The sequence below is a fragment of the Pseudonocardia sp. N23 genome (assembly GCF_002583555.1).
In the GTDB taxonomy this organism is placed as follows: Bacteria; Actinomycetota; Actinomycetes; order Mycobacteriales; family Pseudonocardiaceae; genus Pseudonocardia.
In genome coordinates, this window is record NZ_BEGX01000155.1 from 76,075 (window position 1) to 91,866 (window position 15,792).

14 protein-coding genes are annotated in these 15,792 nt (G+C 75.3%); 3 read left to right on the forward strand and 11 right to left on the reverse strand.

The window, feature by feature from the left end; genetic code table 11:
- Positions 1–4: 4 nt before the first annotated feature.
- The 11 genes from TOK_RS30845 to TOK_RS30895 form a co-directional block, all read right to left on the reverse strand.
- A complete protein-coding gene (locus tag TOK_RS30845; RefSeq protein WP_098961501.1) occupies positions 5–907 on the reverse strand; it encodes a serine protease in 903 nt (300 codons plus the stop codon).
- A complete protein-coding gene (locus TOK_RS30850) occupies positions 904–1,641 on the reverse strand; it encodes a right-handed parallel beta-helix repeat-containing protein (RefSeq protein WP_141566637.1) in 738 nt (245 codons plus the stop codon). The genes TOK_RS30845 and TOK_RS30850 overlap by 4 nt, the downstream gene beginning before the upstream one ends.
- Positions 1,638–3,227 carry an ATP-binding protein gene (locus TOK_RS30855; protein ID WP_253258767.1) on the reverse strand — a complete coding sequence of 530 codons (1,590 nt, stop codon included), beginning with the start codon at positions 3,225–3,227 and terminating at the stop codon, positions 1,638–1,640. Before TOK_RS30855 ends, TOK_RS30850 begins: the two co-directional genes overlap by 4 nt.
- 5 nt (positions 3,228–3,232) lie before the next feature.
- Positions 3,233–4,750 carry an SCO6880 family protein gene (locus TOK_RS30860; RefSeq protein ID WP_098961503.1) on the reverse strand — a complete coding sequence of 506 codons (1,518 nt, stop codon included), beginning with the start codon at positions 4,748–4,750 and terminating at the stop codon, positions 3,233–3,235.
- Positions 4,747–5,823 (reverse strand): hypothetical protein, encoded by a 1,077-nt coding sequence (locus tag TOK_RS30865; RefSeq protein WP_098961504.1) that lies wholly within the window; start codon positions 5,821–5,823, stop codon positions 4,747–4,749. The genes TOK_RS30860 and TOK_RS30865 overlap by 4 nt, the downstream gene beginning before the upstream one ends.
- The gene (locus tag TOK_RS30870; RefSeq protein ID WP_098961505.1) at positions 5,823–6,602 is read right to left on the reverse strand and encodes a hypothetical protein; all 780 of its coding nucleotides are present in this window, start codon (positions 6,600–6,602) and stop codon (positions 5,823–5,825) included. The genes TOK_RS30865 and TOK_RS30870 overlap by 1 nt, the downstream gene beginning before the upstream one ends.
- Entirely contained in the window at positions 6,599–7,717 is a 1,119-nt protein-coding gene (locus TOK_RS30875) for a hypothetical protein (RefSeq protein WP_253258768.1), read from the reverse strand. Before TOK_RS30875 ends, TOK_RS30870 begins: the two co-directional genes overlap by 4 nt.
- Positions 7,714–9,315, reverse strand: coding sequence for a transglycosylase family protein (locus tag TOK_RS34635; RefSeq protein WP_098961506.1), 1,602 nt, complete (start codon positions 9,313–9,315; stop codon positions 7,714–7,716). Before TOK_RS34635 ends, TOK_RS30875 begins: the two co-directional genes overlap by 4 nt.
- Before the next feature lie 71 nt (positions 9,316–9,386).
- Positions 9,387–10,607, reverse strand: a complete 1,221-nt coding sequence (locus TOK_RS30885) for a hypothetical protein (protein WP_253258769.1) — start codon at positions 10,605–10,607, stop codon at positions 9,387–9,389.
- A gap of 2 nt (positions 10,608–10,609) precedes the next feature.
- Entirely contained in the window at positions 10,610–11,491 is an 882-nt protein-coding gene (locus tag TOK_RS30890; protein WP_253258770.1) for a MinD/ParA family protein, read from the reverse strand.
- A 392-nt stretch (positions 11,492–11,883) separates the two neighbouring features.
- Positions 11,884–12,702: a hypothetical protein gene (locus TOK_RS30895; RefSeq protein ID WP_253258771.1), complete on the reverse strand. Its 819-nt coding sequence runs from the start codon at positions 12,700–12,702 to the stop codon at positions 11,884–11,886.
- A 440-nt stretch (positions 12,703–13,142) separates the two neighbouring features.
- Between TOK_RS30895 and TOK_RS30900 the strand changes: the two genes are divergently transcribed.
- Genes TOK_RS30900 through TOK_RS30910 form a run of 3 tightly spaced genes read left to right on the forward strand, consistent with a single transcriptional unit; the run spans position 13,143 to position 15,415 of the window.
- Positions 13,143–13,655: a hypothetical protein gene (locus TOK_RS30900; protein ID WP_253258772.1), complete on the forward strand. Its 513-nt coding sequence runs from the start codon at positions 13,143–13,145 to the stop codon at positions 13,653–13,655.
- Positions 13,652–14,833 (forward strand): DUF6545 domain-containing protein, encoded by a 1,182-nt coding sequence (locus tag TOK_RS30905; protein WP_098961509.1) that lies wholly within the window; start codon positions 13,652–13,654, stop codon positions 14,831–14,833. Before TOK_RS30900 ends, TOK_RS30905 begins: the two co-directional genes overlap by 4 nt.
- Before the next feature lie 33 nt (positions 14,834–14,866).
- The gene (locus TOK_RS30910) at positions 14,867–15,415 is read left to right on the forward strand and encodes a hypothetical protein (RefSeq protein ID WP_141566638.1); all 549 of its coding nucleotides are present in this window, start codon (positions 14,867–14,869) and stop codon (positions 15,413–15,415) included.
- Positions 15,416–15,792: the final 377 nt, after the last annotated feature.

Consider the following 15,792-nt stretch of genomic DNA (forward strand, 5'->3'; position numbering starts at 1 on the left):
CCCGTCACCGGTCGGCCGCGTCGAACAACGCGCGGGCACCCGCGCCGATCGCGACGGCGCTGAGCCGGCCGTTCGACTCGTCGACGAAGCTCGTGACCGCCGCGACCGTGCCGATGCCCGTCCCCACGTCGAAGCTGTGCAGCCACGGCCCACCCGACGCGCCGGGCGTCATCGAGCACCGCATCTGCAGTGCCCCGAAGGCTGCGCGGTTGACCGTCACGCCCGGGCTCGTGCAGCGCCGCAACGTGCGGCCGTCGAACGGTGTCGCGGCCGGGTACCCGAGCGCCGTCATCGGGGTGCCCGCCGCGACCGTGCCGAACGCGATGCGCTGCGCCTCGACGACCTCCTGGGCCACCCGGCCGCCGACCCGGCCCAGTCGCAGGAATGCGATGTCGTAGGTCGGTTCGCCCGACCCGGCCCAACGTGGGTCGACCTCGACGCGGTCGACCGGCCAGCTGCCGAACGGTGCCCGGTCGCCGTCACGGCCGGGCACGAACCCGGTCACCGCCAGCGGGCCGGGGGCACCGTCGCCGGGTAGCTCCATCGGCGAGCGCGCGGGCCGGTGCACGCAGTGCGCCGCCGTCACGGCCACGCTGCCGCTGCGGGAGTCGACGACCGTTGCGGTGCAAGAGGTTCGTTCGGTGCGTAGCTGACCGACGGTCGCCGAGAGGGGTGCCCGGAACACCGAACCGCTCGCGTCACCGGTGGTCGGGCCGTCGCCGTCGCGATGTGCGGCCGCGGCACGTCGGAGATGGCCGTCGAGGTCCGCGGTCTCGCTGAGGATCGCGGCCGGGGGAGGGCCCGCCGTCGCTCGCGGAGCGGCCGGTGCGGTCGGGACGGGGGCGGACAGGGCTACGGTGACCGCGCACAGGGCTGCGACCAGCGACGCGCGGCGGGAGCACGTCATCGGGCACAACGCCCGGAACCGAGGACCGCGCCGGTGACGGCCGGGACCGCGCCGGTCACGTTGTCGAGCGACGTCACGCCGTTCCGCCCGGCGGGGGCGTGGTCGCCCTCGCCGAACGTGTCGGCGCGGACGGTGACCCCGGTGAGCGGGCCGGCGTTGAACGTGATCGCGCCGCGGCCGTTGCCGCCGATGTGGTTCCCGCTGATCGTGACGTCGGAGAGCTCGCAGTCGCGCAGCACCACGTGGTCGACCCGGTCGCCGTACACACCCTGTGTCGGCGACCCCCGCACGTGGAGCCCGACCAGCTCCACCCAGGAGCGTCCGTCGAGAACGACGAGCCCGTTCCCCGAACGGGGTCCGCCCTCGACGACGACCTCCGCGCCGGGTGCGGCGGGGATGGTCAGCCAGCTGCCGGGGCTCGACGCCTCGACCGCGGCGCCGATGTCGCGGTACCGCCCGCCGGCGCCGACCGTGAGGGTGCGGCCGCGGCCGCGGGCGCCGTCGTCGATCCCCGTGACCGGGTCTGTGCAGGTCGCGTCATCGCTCCCGCGTGATCCCCGGTCGCGGGCGGTGCCGGGCTCGCGGTCGCCCGGTGACGTGGGCCGGCCGGTGCACCCCGCGGCGGGACCCGCTCCGATGCCGGCGACGGCGACGACCACCGCGACGACCACCGCGACGACCACCGCGACGACCACCGCGACGACCACTGCGGCGCGCCACGACCACGGCCTCACCGTGACGCTCCGACCGCTGATCCGTCGACCCGTGTGGGGCGTCGCGGAGCCTGCCGGGCCGGCGCGCGGAGCGGGGCGTCGGTGTCGAAGAGGCGCTGCTCCGTCGGCGACAGGACCGTCTGCACCTTGCGGCCCGGGTGGTTCTCGATCTTCCACAGCGCCCGCCCTCGGCGCTCCATCGCCCAGCCGGTCGTCGCCTCCTGCTCCCGTTCGGAGAGCGCCAGCTCCGCGGCCAGCTCGTCGGCGACGCGGGTCGACTGGCCCAGCAGGATCCGCGTCGAGCAGAGCGACAGCAGGTCCTTCGCGATCGCGACCTCCTGCGACCCTGCCTCACCGACCGAGAGCAGGTCCGACGGCTTGTGCATGACCAGCAGCTGGATGCGGCGCTCGGCGCGGGAGAGCCGCAGGTCGGAGTCGACGGCCTGGACGGCCCGCAGCCCGAGCCGCAGCTGCCGCCACACCTCGTCGCGCACCACGATGCGGACCTCACCGTCGTCCTGCAGGTCGGTGATCATCGACGACCAAGAGCCGAGGCAGGTCAACGCCACCGCGACGGCCTGGTCACCGCGGGAGCGCAGCCGGGACAGGTCCATCGACTGGATCGGCGCGTCCCAGTCGAGGTCGACGTTCGTGGGGGCGTCGAACAGGCCGGCGAGCGGCCCGTGGACGAGGTTGGACAGTGCGTCGGTGATCAGCCGGGTGTGGTCGAGGAACTCGCGTTCCCCGGCGAATCGGGCCGGCCGCCAGAGGTCCGGGTCGGGGTCGGCGAGGGCCTTCGCGACATCGGGGATCGTGATGGGCCGCAAGCGGGACGCGGCGCCGCCGTCGCCACCGACGAGCCGGCGCAGCACGACGGAGAGCACCAGCTCGTCGGTGACGGTCGGGCTGTAGCCCTGGGTCTCGGCGAGCGCCGCGAGCAGCCGGGTCCAGCGCGCGATGATGCCGGTGAGCTCCTCGCGGCGGCGGGCGGGCGACCAGCGGGCCCAGCGGGCGGCGAGCGGGCCGAGATCGAGGGCGTTGAGACGGGCTGCGCTGCCCTGGCCGAGCTCAACCGGGGTGATGCCGAGTGCACGCAGCAGCGGCGTGTACTCGCCCTTGACGTCGCCGGAGACCAGCGTCTTGATCCCGAACAGCATCATGCGCAGGCAGAACGCGACGACCGTCGACGACTTTCCGCGGCCGGGCTCGCCGAAGACGACCATGTTGGGGTTCGTGGCGAGGCCACGCAGCAGCCACTCGACGGGGTGGCAGTAGAACGCGCCGCCGGACAGCGCGTCGTAGCCCATCCGGGCGCCGACCGCCGGGACGCCCTCGGCGGCGAGCAACGGGAAGAGTCCCCCGACCTCGCCCGTCGTCGCGCGGTAGACCGGCACCCGGTCGACGGCCTCGACCGCGGCCCAGCCGTGACCGGGTTCGGCGCGACCATGTCGCGGGACCCGTGGCCGGCTCACGCGGCCGCGATGATCGTCGGACGCCGCGGCGGGGACGGCGGGGTCCCCGCCGCGGGCGCCGGCACCGAACAGCGCGAGCAGGTCGTCCGCGCCTCGCCCTCGCGGAGCCGCGCCGCCGGACGGCCGTCGGGACATGGCACTCATCCGTCCAGCCCTCCCCGCAGCCGCGGCAGCCCGATACCGACGGGCAGCACCGCCGCCACGAACGCCGAGTCCTGCGCGAGCTCGAGGCGCAGCAGCCGGAACCGGCCGGACGCGTCGTTCTCCAGCCGCGCCGCGTGGTCCTCCACGTCGCGGTCCGCGGGTACGGTCACCGAGGCCGCTACGGTGAACCGCACCATCGACTGACCTGCTGCGACCGCAGACTCCTGGTCGCGGGCGCCGTCGGAGCGACGCCGGTCCGTCGCGGTGTCGCCGACGCCGCGGGCCGCACGCCAGTCCCGCATCGCCGTGGAGCGGAAGCGGCCGGATCGCACCGCGCGGGCCGCCGCCCGCGCGGACAGGGCCTCGTAGTGGATCGCGACCGTTCGGCGCTCACCTTCGCTGCGGACGGCCAGCAGCGGCCCCAGCGAGCCGAAGACCGTGCCGGTCGGCGGCATCATCGCCGCGTAGGAGACCGTCGAGAAGCCGTCGTGGTGGTAGGCGCGCGCGGCAGGGGCAGGAGCGAGCGCCGGGCCCGCCGCGGACAGGGGGAGCCCGCTGCGCCCCGTCAGACGGTCGCGGGTCAGTCCGGCGGCCGCGGCAGGGTTGAACCCCGTTCGGATCGCCGCTGCCATCCCGCTGCCCGACAACCAGGTCACCGACTGGACGCCCAGCGTCGTCAGGGCGTCGTCGAGGCCGTCGAGGACCCGGTAGAGGACGCTGGCCCGGCCCTCGACGCCACCGCCCGCGGCGGCCGCCGGGCGGCGCAACGCCGTCTCCGGGCCGGACACCGTCACGAACAGCTCCGAGCGCACCGACGCCGCGCCGACCGTGCGGTCGAGCTCGTCCGCGGCCCGGCGGGCGAGCAGGGGCGCGTCGGGGACCTCGTGCAGCGACCGCCACACCCCGTACTCGGTGCCGTCGTCAGGAACGGTCCTGACCAGCAGCGACAGCCGGTCGACCACGTCCCGTCGGCCCATGGCCACGAGCAGGTGGCCCAGCCGCCCGGCGAGCCGCTCGCACTCGGTGTCCGAGAGCATCCCGACGCCGGAGTGCGCGAGCCGGGCCGTGGCGCCCCAGCGGCCGTCGCCGGTGTCGTGGATCAGGCACAGCCGGCCCTGGTCTCGGAACGGAGGACCGTCGGGGAACTCGACGCGGGTGAGGACACCCGGAAGGTCCGGTTCACCGGGCGGGCCGGCGAGGCCTGCGGCGGCCTTCGACTGCCAGAGCGACCAGCGCATCAGGACTCCTGTCCGGAACGAGACGAGATCGGCGAGCCAGCGCAGCGGCGGGCGACCACGCACGGGCACGACGACGAGGGCGACCAGCAGGCCGTCGACCGCGACGAGTCCGACGACATGGCCCCAGCTGCCGGAGGTGAGCGCGAGCAGTACCGGCACGACGAGCGCGAGGCACGCGAGGGCCTGCGGCGGGCTGAGGCCGAGGACCCAGCCGCCGCGTTCGCGGGCGTCGAGGTCGCGGTAGACGCGCGGCGCGTCGCCGGGGCGTGCGCTCACGTGACCGGCTCGCTGTCGGTGCGGACGACGACCAGGTCCGCGCGCGGCGGCAGCAGGGTCATCGGGGGCAGGGGCGTCGGGGGCGTCCGCTCCGGCTCGGGTTCGCGGTCCGGCACCCGGCCCGGCGCGACCGCGCCGTCGAAGCGTGCGACGTGGGTGTCCTCGGCCGCCGACCCGGCCGCCACGACGTCGTCGGAACCCGACGAGCTCCGGGTCAGGCCTGCGCGCAGCACCGCACCGGAAGCCGTGCCGGGTTCGACGAACGCGAGGAGCCGGAACACCGCGAACGGGCACGACAGAGCCACCAGCAGCACGCCCGCCGCGGCCAGCAGGCCACCGGGACCCGACGGCTCGCCGAGCATCGTCACCCCGACGACCAGCACCAGCGCGAGCGCGGGCTTCAACAGCACGGCCGCAGCCGTCCAACGCAGCGCGCGCCAGAACCAGCTCGCCGTCGTCCGGGTCATGAGCCCGGCCGCGGTGAGCGGCAGCGTCGCCACCAGGACGAGGACGACGACCTGCCGGAACACCGCCTGCAGCAGGAACCCGATCGCCGCCGGGACGATCGCGAACGCCGACACGATGCCCAGTACGACCGAGCGGGCCGTCGCGTCGACCTCGCCGCCCAGGTCGGGGGTCTCGGTCAGGACCCGCCCGAGCGGAGAACCGTCGAGCAGCCCGCGGAACCCGTCGACGCCGAGCCCCTCCCGCAGGAGCAGCCGCGCCAGGCCGTCGGCGCCGCCGACCGCGACCGTCACGACACCGACGCTGAGCGCGCACGCGACACCGAAGGCCAGGGGTCCCGTCGCGATGCGCCAGAACCCGGCGCCGCCACGCAGGACCGTCACCCCGAGCTGCCACAGGAACAGGCCGAGCGCGACGACGCACGCGACATGCGTCAGGGTGCTCCCCAGCGCCGCGAACGGGGTGGCGCCGGGACCGAACGCGAGCAGCCCGTCGACGAGGTCGAACGCGGTGCGCAGCAGGTACAGCGCGGCCGCCCACAGCGCCTTCATGATCGAGGCGAGAATCGTGTCGAAAGCCTTCGCGATCGCGACGTCGATGCCGGGCATCAGGACGTCCGGAGCGGCAGGTAGCCGGCGTCGAGGGCCTCGTCGCTGCCCGGCCAGGCCACGGTGGCAGCAGCGGCCTGGGCGCCCGGGCTGATCCGCCACTGGTCGCCGACGCGGCGCATCGCCTGGCAGTCAGCGCCGCCCGAGCTGATCGGGACGCCGTTCGCGACGACGTCGACCTGACCGAGCACACAGACGACGGCGTAGCGCCCGCCGTCCGCGGTGCCCTTCACCAGCCCGGCCAACGGCGTGAACGTCATCGACAGATCGGCGACTGTGCCGGTGCGCGGCAGCCCCGCCGCGGCCCGGATCCGGGTGAGGCCGCGGTGCATGACCGTCGACTCGACCTGCGGCGCCCCCGGCTCGGCGACGGCGCCGTAGGCCAGCTCGTACGCCTGCGGGTCCGCGCCCAGCAGTCCGGCCCGGGTGAACTCGGTGAGCCGGGCGAGCGCGCCCCCGGGCGAGCCGTCCGACGGTGCAGGCACGGTGATCCATCCGTCGGGGGCGCGGGTGCTCAGCGTGTGGGGCTGGGCCGCGGCGTCGGGAAGCCGCGGCATCGGGCGGGTGGCGAGCGCCGTCTCGGCGGCCGCGTCCCATGACTGATCGACGCCCGGCGCGGGAGCCGGGCCCGGTCCGGGGGCGCCCAGGCCGAGCAGCAGGGACACGAGTCCGAGGAGAAGCAGCGACGCCAGCACCCACAGGGTGGCGACGAGCAGTCCGCCGCGTCGCCGGACCCGCGGTGCGGGTGGCGCATCGGGAGCCGGCGCTGTGGTGTTCACCGTGGCCTCCTACGGGACCGTCCCGCGGTGTCGGGAACCAGGTTCCACCTGGTCAGCAGCGGGGTCACGGCCTCGAGGAGGCGGTCGGGCAGGAGCTCGGCCGTCACACCCGCGACCTGCACGTCGTCGTCGTGCGGGATGAACACGGCCGTTTCCGTCATGGGCTCGAGGCGTCGACCCGCGGCCCCGACCACGCCCGCGGGCCAGCGCTTGGCACCGACGACGACCAGTTGGTACGGGTTGACCGCCGCGCCGGCGGCGACCCACGGCTCGAGCCGGGCCAGCACCTGCTCGGCGTGGCGCAGCGACGGCCTCGTCGGCCGCACCACCAGCAGCGGACGTTGCGCCGGGGTGCCGAGCCGCAACCAGCCGCCGGGCCCGGCCAGTGGGTTCGCCGCGGCGCGCCAGCCGTCGTGGCCGATGTCGACGACCGTCACGTGCAGCGGGTCGAGCTCGGGCAGCCACTGCGGCGGTGGCGGGACCATCCCCGGAGTGATCACCGGCAACGTGCTCTCCAGCCGGGTGAGCAGGGCCTGTCCGCGCCACGAGAAGCGCAGCGACAGGTCCGGGGTCAGCGCGGAGGTCCACGGGCCCTCGACCTCCGCCGCCGCGGCGAGCCCCGACCGGGCCGGGTCCGCGGCGTCGACCATCAGCACACAGCGGCCCGCGAGCTGGAGCGCGTCGACCAGTGCCGTGGCGACGACCGACGCGCCCGCTCCGGGCGATCCCGACAGCACCGGGATGAGCGCGCCGAACCCGTTCCAGCTCACCGGGTCCGTGACGGCCGCGGGCAGGTCCAGCGCGGTCATCGCCGCGGCCGTGGCGCCCATCCGCGCGGCCGTCGACGCCGGGTCGGGCATCGTTCCGGCGACGTGGGCGCGGGCCGCGGACGCCGACACCTCTTCGACGTCGACGCGGTCGACCGGCACCGGGCCCGCGCCGCGCCGGGTGGCGTCGCCGAGGGCCGCGGTCAGCTCGGTGACCGTCGTGGGCGGTGTGCCCGGACGGCTGCCGACGACGAGCCGGCGCACCGGCCCGCGGCGCGACTGCCGCACGCTCGGTCGAGCGGGCGTGCCGACGGGATCGGGTCCCGGCTCCTGCCACTGCGCGGTCACGACAGGCCGAGCTTCCGGGAGCAGGCGGGCCAGGCGCCGTACCCGCCGCGATCGTCCCTGACCTTCTCGGCGACGGCGATCTGCTGCTCGCGGGTGGCCTTGTCGGCGCTGGCCCCGTACTGGTCGCCGCCGTAGGCCTTCCACGTCGCGGCGTCGAACTGGAGCCCGCCCGTGTAGCCGTTGCCGGTGTCGATCGACCAGTTGCCGCTCGACTCGCACTGCGCGAGCCGGTCCCAGTCGGAGCCGCCACCGCTGCGCGCGTCGGCCGGTGCGTCCTCATCCGGCGTGCCGGCGGTGTCGCGGTCTGCGGTGTCGGTGTCGGCGGCTGTGTCGGTGTCCGCACTGGTGTCGCTGTCGTCATCGGTGCTGTCCGCGGTGCTGTTCTCGTCGGCGTCGGCGTCGGCGTCGGCGTCGGCGTCGATGTCGGTGGGCGGCTCCGGTTCGGTCGATCCCGAGTCACTCGAACCGGCGTCGCGGCTGTCGGCGTCGCGTGTCGTGCTCCTGTCCGCGGTGATGCCCTGGGCGGCGAGCTGCTCGGAGAGGCGGCGGGCTGTCGGGTCGTCACCCGCGGCCTCGAGCTCGTCGGCGAGCGCCTGGGCCTTCGACTCCCACGCCTGCGTGCCCCCGGTCCGGGTGTCTCGATCCGTCTCGGCGCCGCGGTTAGCGCCGGCAGTCCCGGTCCCGGTCCCGGTCCCGGTCCCGGTCCCGCGACCGGTGGTGGTGCTGTCCGTCGCCGGGTCTGCGCCGCGGTTTCCCGCCCGCGTCCCGCCGGCCTCGACGGTGTTCGAGCCGTTGCGAGCCCGGGTGATCACCTCGGCGAGGTGTCGCGCGTCCGGGTCCGGATCGGCGTCGAGGCGTTCCAGGAGCCGGTCTGCCTGCGCCGACCAGCCGATGGCCTCGGTCCCGGCCCCACCCGAGGTGCCCCCGTCGATCCCGCAGACCGTGATGCCCTCGGTGGGCAGCGACGCGATCGCGGCGGCGAACATCCCGTCGACGACGAAGGGTGCGGCCCGGCCGGCGGACGCGGTGAACCCCTCACCGTCCTCGCGGCGTTCGTCGGTGTCCGCCGCGCCATCGGTCTCGTCGGCGCCGGCCTCGGTCTCGTACGCGACCGCATCCGCGTCCGCGTCGCGTTCGGCGGCGGGCTCCCGAGTGGCGTCGTCGTCGGTGGGGCCGGTGCGGCGCAGGTCGGCCGGGGTCGGGGAGTAGCCGGATCGCGCGAGTGCCACAGCGACCGCACTCGCTGCGGCGTCGGTACCCATCGCGGCGAGTGCGGTGTCGGCGAGGTCGTGCACGCCCTGACGCCAGCCCGTCGCGACCGCGGGCGTGATCCCCAGCGACCGGATCCCGGCCGAGAGCGCCACCGCACGGGTGTCCGGGCCCGCGAGCGTCAGCGACGCCACCAGCTCGCGTGTCTGCTCCAGCAGCTGTCGCGCCTCCTGCTCGGTGAGCTGCCGCCCGCCCGACGACTCGGTGCCGCCGGTCGTGACCGTGCAGGTAGAGGTGACCGGGACGACCGAGGCGGCGACGCCGGGTGCCGCACCCGCGGCCACTGCGGCGGCGACGGCCAGGACGCCGATCGTGGTGCTGACGGGCATCGTCGAACTCCTCGTGGAACGGCGGGCGGCGGACCGTGCCGCACCGGATCGGGATGTGGGGGAGAACGGGGTCATCGCGCGCACCCGGCGCCACTCGTCGTGGCGCCGCGACGTGGCGGGACCGCGTCGTCGCCAGGGGTGGGGGTGGTGCCGCCGCTCCAGTCGGAGAGGACGCGCAGCCGGTCCCAGGGGATCGCGCCGAGCGCGACGAAGTCGCCGGAGAGCCCGGCCTTCTGGTAGGCGTCGGAGTCGGGGGCGTACTCGGCGATGAAGGCCATCCGGGCGCCGCCGTTGTCGCCGACGTAGGCGCCGTACTCCTGCAGCGCCTTCGCGATCGTGGCCTCGCCCTTGCTGATGCCGGGGATGGCCTCGACGTCGATGGAGGGGTCGAGCTGGACGCGGGCGCCCTCGGGGATCGGGGAGCCGGCACCGTCCATGTTGGAGCCGTCGGTCTTGGTCGCCGGGTAGCGGACCTCTTTCGGCTTCACCACGTTGGTGGAGAAGAACAATGCGTGCGGGATGTGCCCGTCGGCGATCTCCTCGGCCCGCACGACGGAGGCGTAGCGCGCGATGCCCGCGCCGGTCGAGGAGCCGTTGTGCTCGCGGCCGTCGCCTCCCAACGCGGTTGCGGCACCCCAGTTCGCGGCCAGCCCGGCGCCCGACCTCCGGGCCACCCACAGGTTGACGACGGTGTCGGTCGCCCCGTCGGCGATCGCCACGTGCCCGTCGGAACCGGGTGGGATCCGCAGCGTCGAGGGGACGGGCACCCTCAGCCCGGCGAGCGGGTCGGGCCCCCAGTCGGCGGAGAGGGAGACCGCCGATCGCGGGGTCGACGTGGTGACCTCGTCCGCGTCGATGAGCGTGACGCCGAACTCCCCGGTGTTGAGGATGTGGTCGCCCGAGGCCAGCTCGGCCGCCATCGCCGAGGACTCCGGGTCGAGCGCCGCGCCGGCGGGGATCGGGTCCCACAGCCAGTCGGCCCGCGGGAAGTACGGCCGCTCGCACCCGTCGGCGCGCTGCCGGCCGCGGGCGTCGTTCCCGGTCGTGCAGCTGTCGAGGAATCCCGGTGTCCCTGCACCCGCCGCCGCGAGGCTCTCCCGGAGCCGTGCGCCGGCGACGTCGGTGGTGCGCACCAACGAGTCGTGCAGCTCGGACGCGGCCTGTCGCCATCCGCAGCCCGCGGCCACCCCGACGGATGCGCTGACGCCCGTGCCGGCGGCGGGGTCCACGACCGCAGGGCCGGCCGCGACGGCGACGACCGCGAGCACGGCCGCGACGGCAGACGCCCCCACGGTCACCGACCGCCCGCGTCGAGACCGGCTGCGGCCGGGAAGTCCCATGCGAACGCGTCGCCGACGAGCGCGGCGAGCTCGCGGGCCGCGGCGCGGGTGGCCGGTCGCAGCGCGTCGAGCCGGATACGGCCGCCCTCGGCGAGGTGCGGGTCGCGCGGGATCGCGACGACCGCACGGCAGCGTCGTTCGAAGTGGGCCCGCAACGCGACCGGGTCGACGCCACGCGCCTGCCGGTCGCAGCTGAGCACCACGATCGCGTCGCGGACCAGCTCGTCGAACCCGTGGGCGGCGAGGGAGTCCAGCGTCCGGTCGATGTGCCCCGCGGCGTCGATCGTGGGCGCCCCGGTGACGACGAGGGTCCGCGTCGCCTCAAGGGCCCCTGCCATCGCGGAGTGGACCAGGCCGGTCCCCGAATCGGTGACGACGACGGTGAAGAACCGCACCAGCAACGCCAGGACCCGCCGGTACTCGTCGCGGTCGAACGCCTCGGACATCGCGGCGTCCTGGTCCGATGCCAGCACCTGCAGTCGTCCGGCTTCGTGGACGAACCGGGACACCTCGGTGAACGACGTCGGCAGGTCGAGATCGTCGTGGTCGAGCAACTGGCGCAGGGTGGCGGTGGCGGGACGGCCGAGGAGGCGGTCGGCGAGGTTGCCGGCATCAGGGTTGGCGTCGAGCGCCACCACCCGGTCGGCACGGTGCTCGGCGAGGGTGAGGCCGAGCAGCGCGGACGTCGTCGTCTTGCCGACGCCGCCCTTCGTGCTCGCGACCGTGACCGTGTGCCATCCCGCGAGCGGGGTGCGGATGCGGTCGACCAGCTCCTGTTCGGCCAGCTCCCGCGGCGAGGTCCCGGGGTTGACGCGTCCGCCGGTGAGGCTGAACAACCAGCCACGCGGTCCGCGCCGGGGAATCGGGCGAACCGCCGCGGCACCACGCAGATAGCTGTCAGCGGGGGCAGGTGGTGTCGACGGGGCGACCGGCGGCCGGTCGGCGACCGGCGTGGGCGCGGCAGGTCGGCGACCCGGGGCGATGAGCAGACCGCGGGCTGTGCGGCCGGAGCGGGCGGGCCGCGGTTGCCAGGCGGGGTCGGAGGGGGCGGACGGTGGGCAAGCGGGGGTCGGTTGTCTGAGCGGCACGACGTCGGCCTCGGCGTTCGGTGGGCCGGGGCGGCCGGGCAGCGGGACCAGTACGGGCCGGGTGGCCGGGACACCCTGGTCGGGGACGTCGTGCCAGGGGGCGAGGCCGGGATCGTCGGCCCAGGAATCCGTGCGCTCGCTCATCGCCGCAGCCCCAGGTCGATCCGGAGCTCACCGGTGGGGAGCCGGACGACGGGCGGCGCAACGCGTGTCCACGTGGCCTCCGCCGGGGCCCAGTCGGTGGAGCAGGCCGGTGGGCAGCACGAGGCGTCGGTCGCGTGGGCGTCGGTGAGCGCGGGCGGCACCTCGGAGCGCGGTCCGATCCGCTCGAACGCCCGGACCCGCGCCGTGACCTCGACGATCAGGCCGCCGCACGGCGTGCGCAGCGTGCGGCCGGGCAACACCGTCTCGACGCGCTGCCTGCCGCAGCCGGACCAGCCGAGCGTCGCGCCGGACGGATCGCGCAGGAACCGGCGCAGCACCTCGGCACGGCGCGCCGGGTCGTCCTCGTCCCAGGACAGGAACTCGGCGACGAACCGGCCGGCGAAGGCCGCCGCCTCGAGCTCGGCGACGGCGCCGTGGACGTCGGTGCCCGGACGGACCGCCGAGAGGACGGGACGTGGCCGATCGGACCCGGCGCGGTCGGGCCGGCCGCTCTGCCCCCCACCGGCCGGGCACAGCTGCGCCAGGCGCTGCGCCGACCGCGCCGCCCGCCGGGTGGCCTCGATGCGCATCGTCGAGGGTGCAGGCGGGGGTGCGACGGGTGCAGCGCCGGGCACCCAGAGATCGGAGCCGCCGGGCACCGCGAACCGCGAACCGCCGTGCAGCGGGACGATCCCGCCGCCGGCCCCGGCATCCCGTGCCTCCGGGACGACCGTGGTGACCGGCGGCGCGGCTGCGCGCGCGGGAGCCGGCAGTGAGGGAACGGGAGGTGCCGGGCGCGGGGTCGGCGCCGGCACGGGTGGCAACGGCGGCGGAGCAGGCACGTCACGGATGAAGGCGGGCGGGGCCTGAGCGAGCGGGCCGTGGCCGGGCGGCGGCGCGGCGGCCGGGGGGAGTGCGGGGGGCGCGCTGACTCCTGGCGCCACGTGCCACGCCGGGGTGACGGCCGTGCGCGAGGTGCCGTTCGATGATCGGCCCCGACCCATCATGTCGTCCGTCCCTTCGTCGCACGCCGGGAGTCTCCCGATCGCGGTGGCGACTCTACAGAATCGCTATAGGAGTTCCAGTGAAACAGTGAAAGTGGCAGCAGATCGTTCACAGGCGTACCGTGACGGCAGTTCGAGGTCGGTGGTCGCCACATGCGTGTCGATGGACGAGGTCGAGGTGACGCGCGGTAGCGTCCGCGACGTCTGTCGTGTCGGGCGTCCGCTCCGGCGTTCGAGGAGAGGAGCCGGTGGTGTCGCTGACCTTCGCGGACCGGTTGAACATGCTGTTCACCGCGTTCCTGCAGCCCCCCAACGAGGTCGGGGAGCGGGAGGAGTGGACGAACACACAGGTCGTCCGCGCGATGGAGAAGCTCCACGGCAGGCCCGTCTGCACCCCGGGGCATCTGCGGTCACTGCGCAACGGCAACCGCAGCAAACCGTCGGCCGAGATCGCGAGCGGCCTCGCCCGGACGTTCGAGTATCTCTCGCGGGCGGAGTCCGAGCCCGGCAAGGCGTCGGCGCTGGTCGCCTACCTGATCCTCGACGCGGAGGGCGACGAGGACGACCTCGCCGCGGTCCAGGCGGTCCACGCCCAGCTCGAGGCGGCCGTCGCCGCGCGTGACAGCAGGCCGCAGGTCGTCGGGATCATGGCGCGCCTCGGTGATCTGCAGGACGCGGAGTCGCTCGACGCGGTCGCGCAGCTCGTCGACCAGTTGGGGCAGAAGGAGAAGGCCCGCCGCGGTGTGCTGCGGCGGCGCCGGTGACCGGAGCGGTCGACATCGCGGTCCGCGTCGTCGCGGTCGCGCTGTGGGGCGTGCTCGTCGTCGCTGCGTTCCGGGGACGCACGTCCGCCCGCACCCTGGTGACGACGGGCGCGCTCGCCGTCGCGCTCACGGTGCGGACGGGTGTGATCGGCGATGCCGTCGATCTCGTCACCGGCCGCGTCGCCGTGGCCACGCTGCTGTCCGACCTGGCGCTGCTCGCGGCCCTCGCCTCGGTGGTCGACGACCGTCTCCGGCGGCGCCGGCTCCCACGCCGGGCGTGGGCGACCTCGGTCGCGGCATCCGTGGCAGCGGCGGCGATGTGCGTGGCCTGGGCCGTCGGTGCGGCACCCGGGCCGGCGACGGTCGCGCTCGACGGTCTGTCCGCGGCTCTGCTGTCCCGGCCGGGCACCGCGGTGGCGGTGCTGGTGTTCGCCGCCGCGGTCGTCGGCACGTCGGCGGTGTTCGTCGCGGACGTCCGGACCGAGGTCGGTGAGCTCGCACCGGGCCGACGCCGCCGCGATCTCGTGGCGACGCTGCTGCTCGCCGGTGGCGTCGCGGGATGGGCGGCCGTCGTGGCCGGATCGGCCGTCGTCGCGTTGATCGGTGAGCCCTGGCCACCCGCGGCGACCGTGGGCGACGCCGTGCTCGCACTCCTGGTCGCTGCCGGACTCGCCGCGGTGGTCACGGGCGTCGTACGCCGCGACACCGAACGGCCCGAGCGGCTCCGCGACGACGTGCTCGCCCTGCACCGCTGGCTGCTCGACCGGACCAGGGCCCCGGTGTCCGACGGGGTCGTCGACGACCTGTTCGTCGCCGTCGTCGAGATCCGGGACCGGATCTGGACGCTCCAGCGGTGGGTCCGGCCCGAGGAGGCCGACGCCGCCGTCCGGCTCGGCCGGGAGCTCGGACTCGGCTCGGCGGCGGCTCGGGCGTTCGCCCTCGCGGTGTGCCTGGAGATCGGGGTCGCGGGAGTCGCGGCGGCCGACGAGGAGGAACTCGACGTCGCCGACCTCAGCGCCCTGGGTGGGGCCGCCTCCGAGGCGGAGGAGGCTGCGTGGCTCGCCCAGGTCCAGCGCGCACGTGTCGAACACGGCACGGCGGCCGCGGCGCGCGACCTCCTCACCGAGTTGTCCACAGGGGACTCGACGTTCGGTTCCGCGCGGAGCCCGCGCGTGTGATCATGGTCCGGTCGGTGACCTGCGGAGGTGACGATGACCGGCCCCGACGTGCTGCGCCTCGGCGCGGAGTCCGACGCCGACCTGCTCGCGTCGTGCAGACGCCGGCTGCGGGCCGTGCTGCCCGACCTCCCGTCGAGTCTCGACGACCTCCGCCGCCTGATGGAGACGGTCCGCGGGCGCCGTATCGAGCTGACCATGACCGATCCGGGCCGGCTGCGGCTGCCGTCGGGGCTGTGGGGGCAGGTCCGGTCGGCGGCCGGCGTCCACGACCTGGTCTGGGTGGACCGGCGGACCAGCCCGTTCGCGAGGACCGTCGTCGCCTGCCACGAGTTCGGGCACATGATCTGCGGGCACGAGCCCGACCCGGTGCCCGGGCCGCCGCCACGGCCCGTCGCCGCCCTCGCCGCGGACCTCGAGCTCGACCCGGCCCAGGTCGCGGCAATCGTCGGACGATGCGGCGAGTCCTGCGCCCCGGGCTCGCCGGAGTGGCGCCGTGAACGTGAGGCGGAGCTGACCGGCCGAATGCTCGCCCAGCACATCCTCGGGGTGCCCCCGCGGACGCGCTCCAGCCGGCGGGGCTGAGCCGGGCAGCGCCGCCGCGTCGAAGCGGCCGGACGTCTGCACGCCGGAGTCTCGGGAGTCCGCGCCCATGTCGGTCCGACTGTCGGTCCGACTGTCGGGCCGGTGACTTCGGCCGGTGACTTCGGCCGGTGACTTCGGCCGGTGACTTCGGGCCGGTGAGCTTGGACTGGTGAACTCGGGCCGGCGAGCTCGGGCCGGCGACCTGGGACCGGCGAGCTCGGACTGGTGCCTCGGACCCGCGAACGTGCGCGTCGAGATGCTGTCGAGGAGGTCGGTGGCCTGGGCAGGGTGTGGCTCGGGGACACGGTCGACCGGACCGGGAGCGTGGACTCGACCGAACCGGTACGGCGACACGGCGCGGTCGGCCGCACGGGATC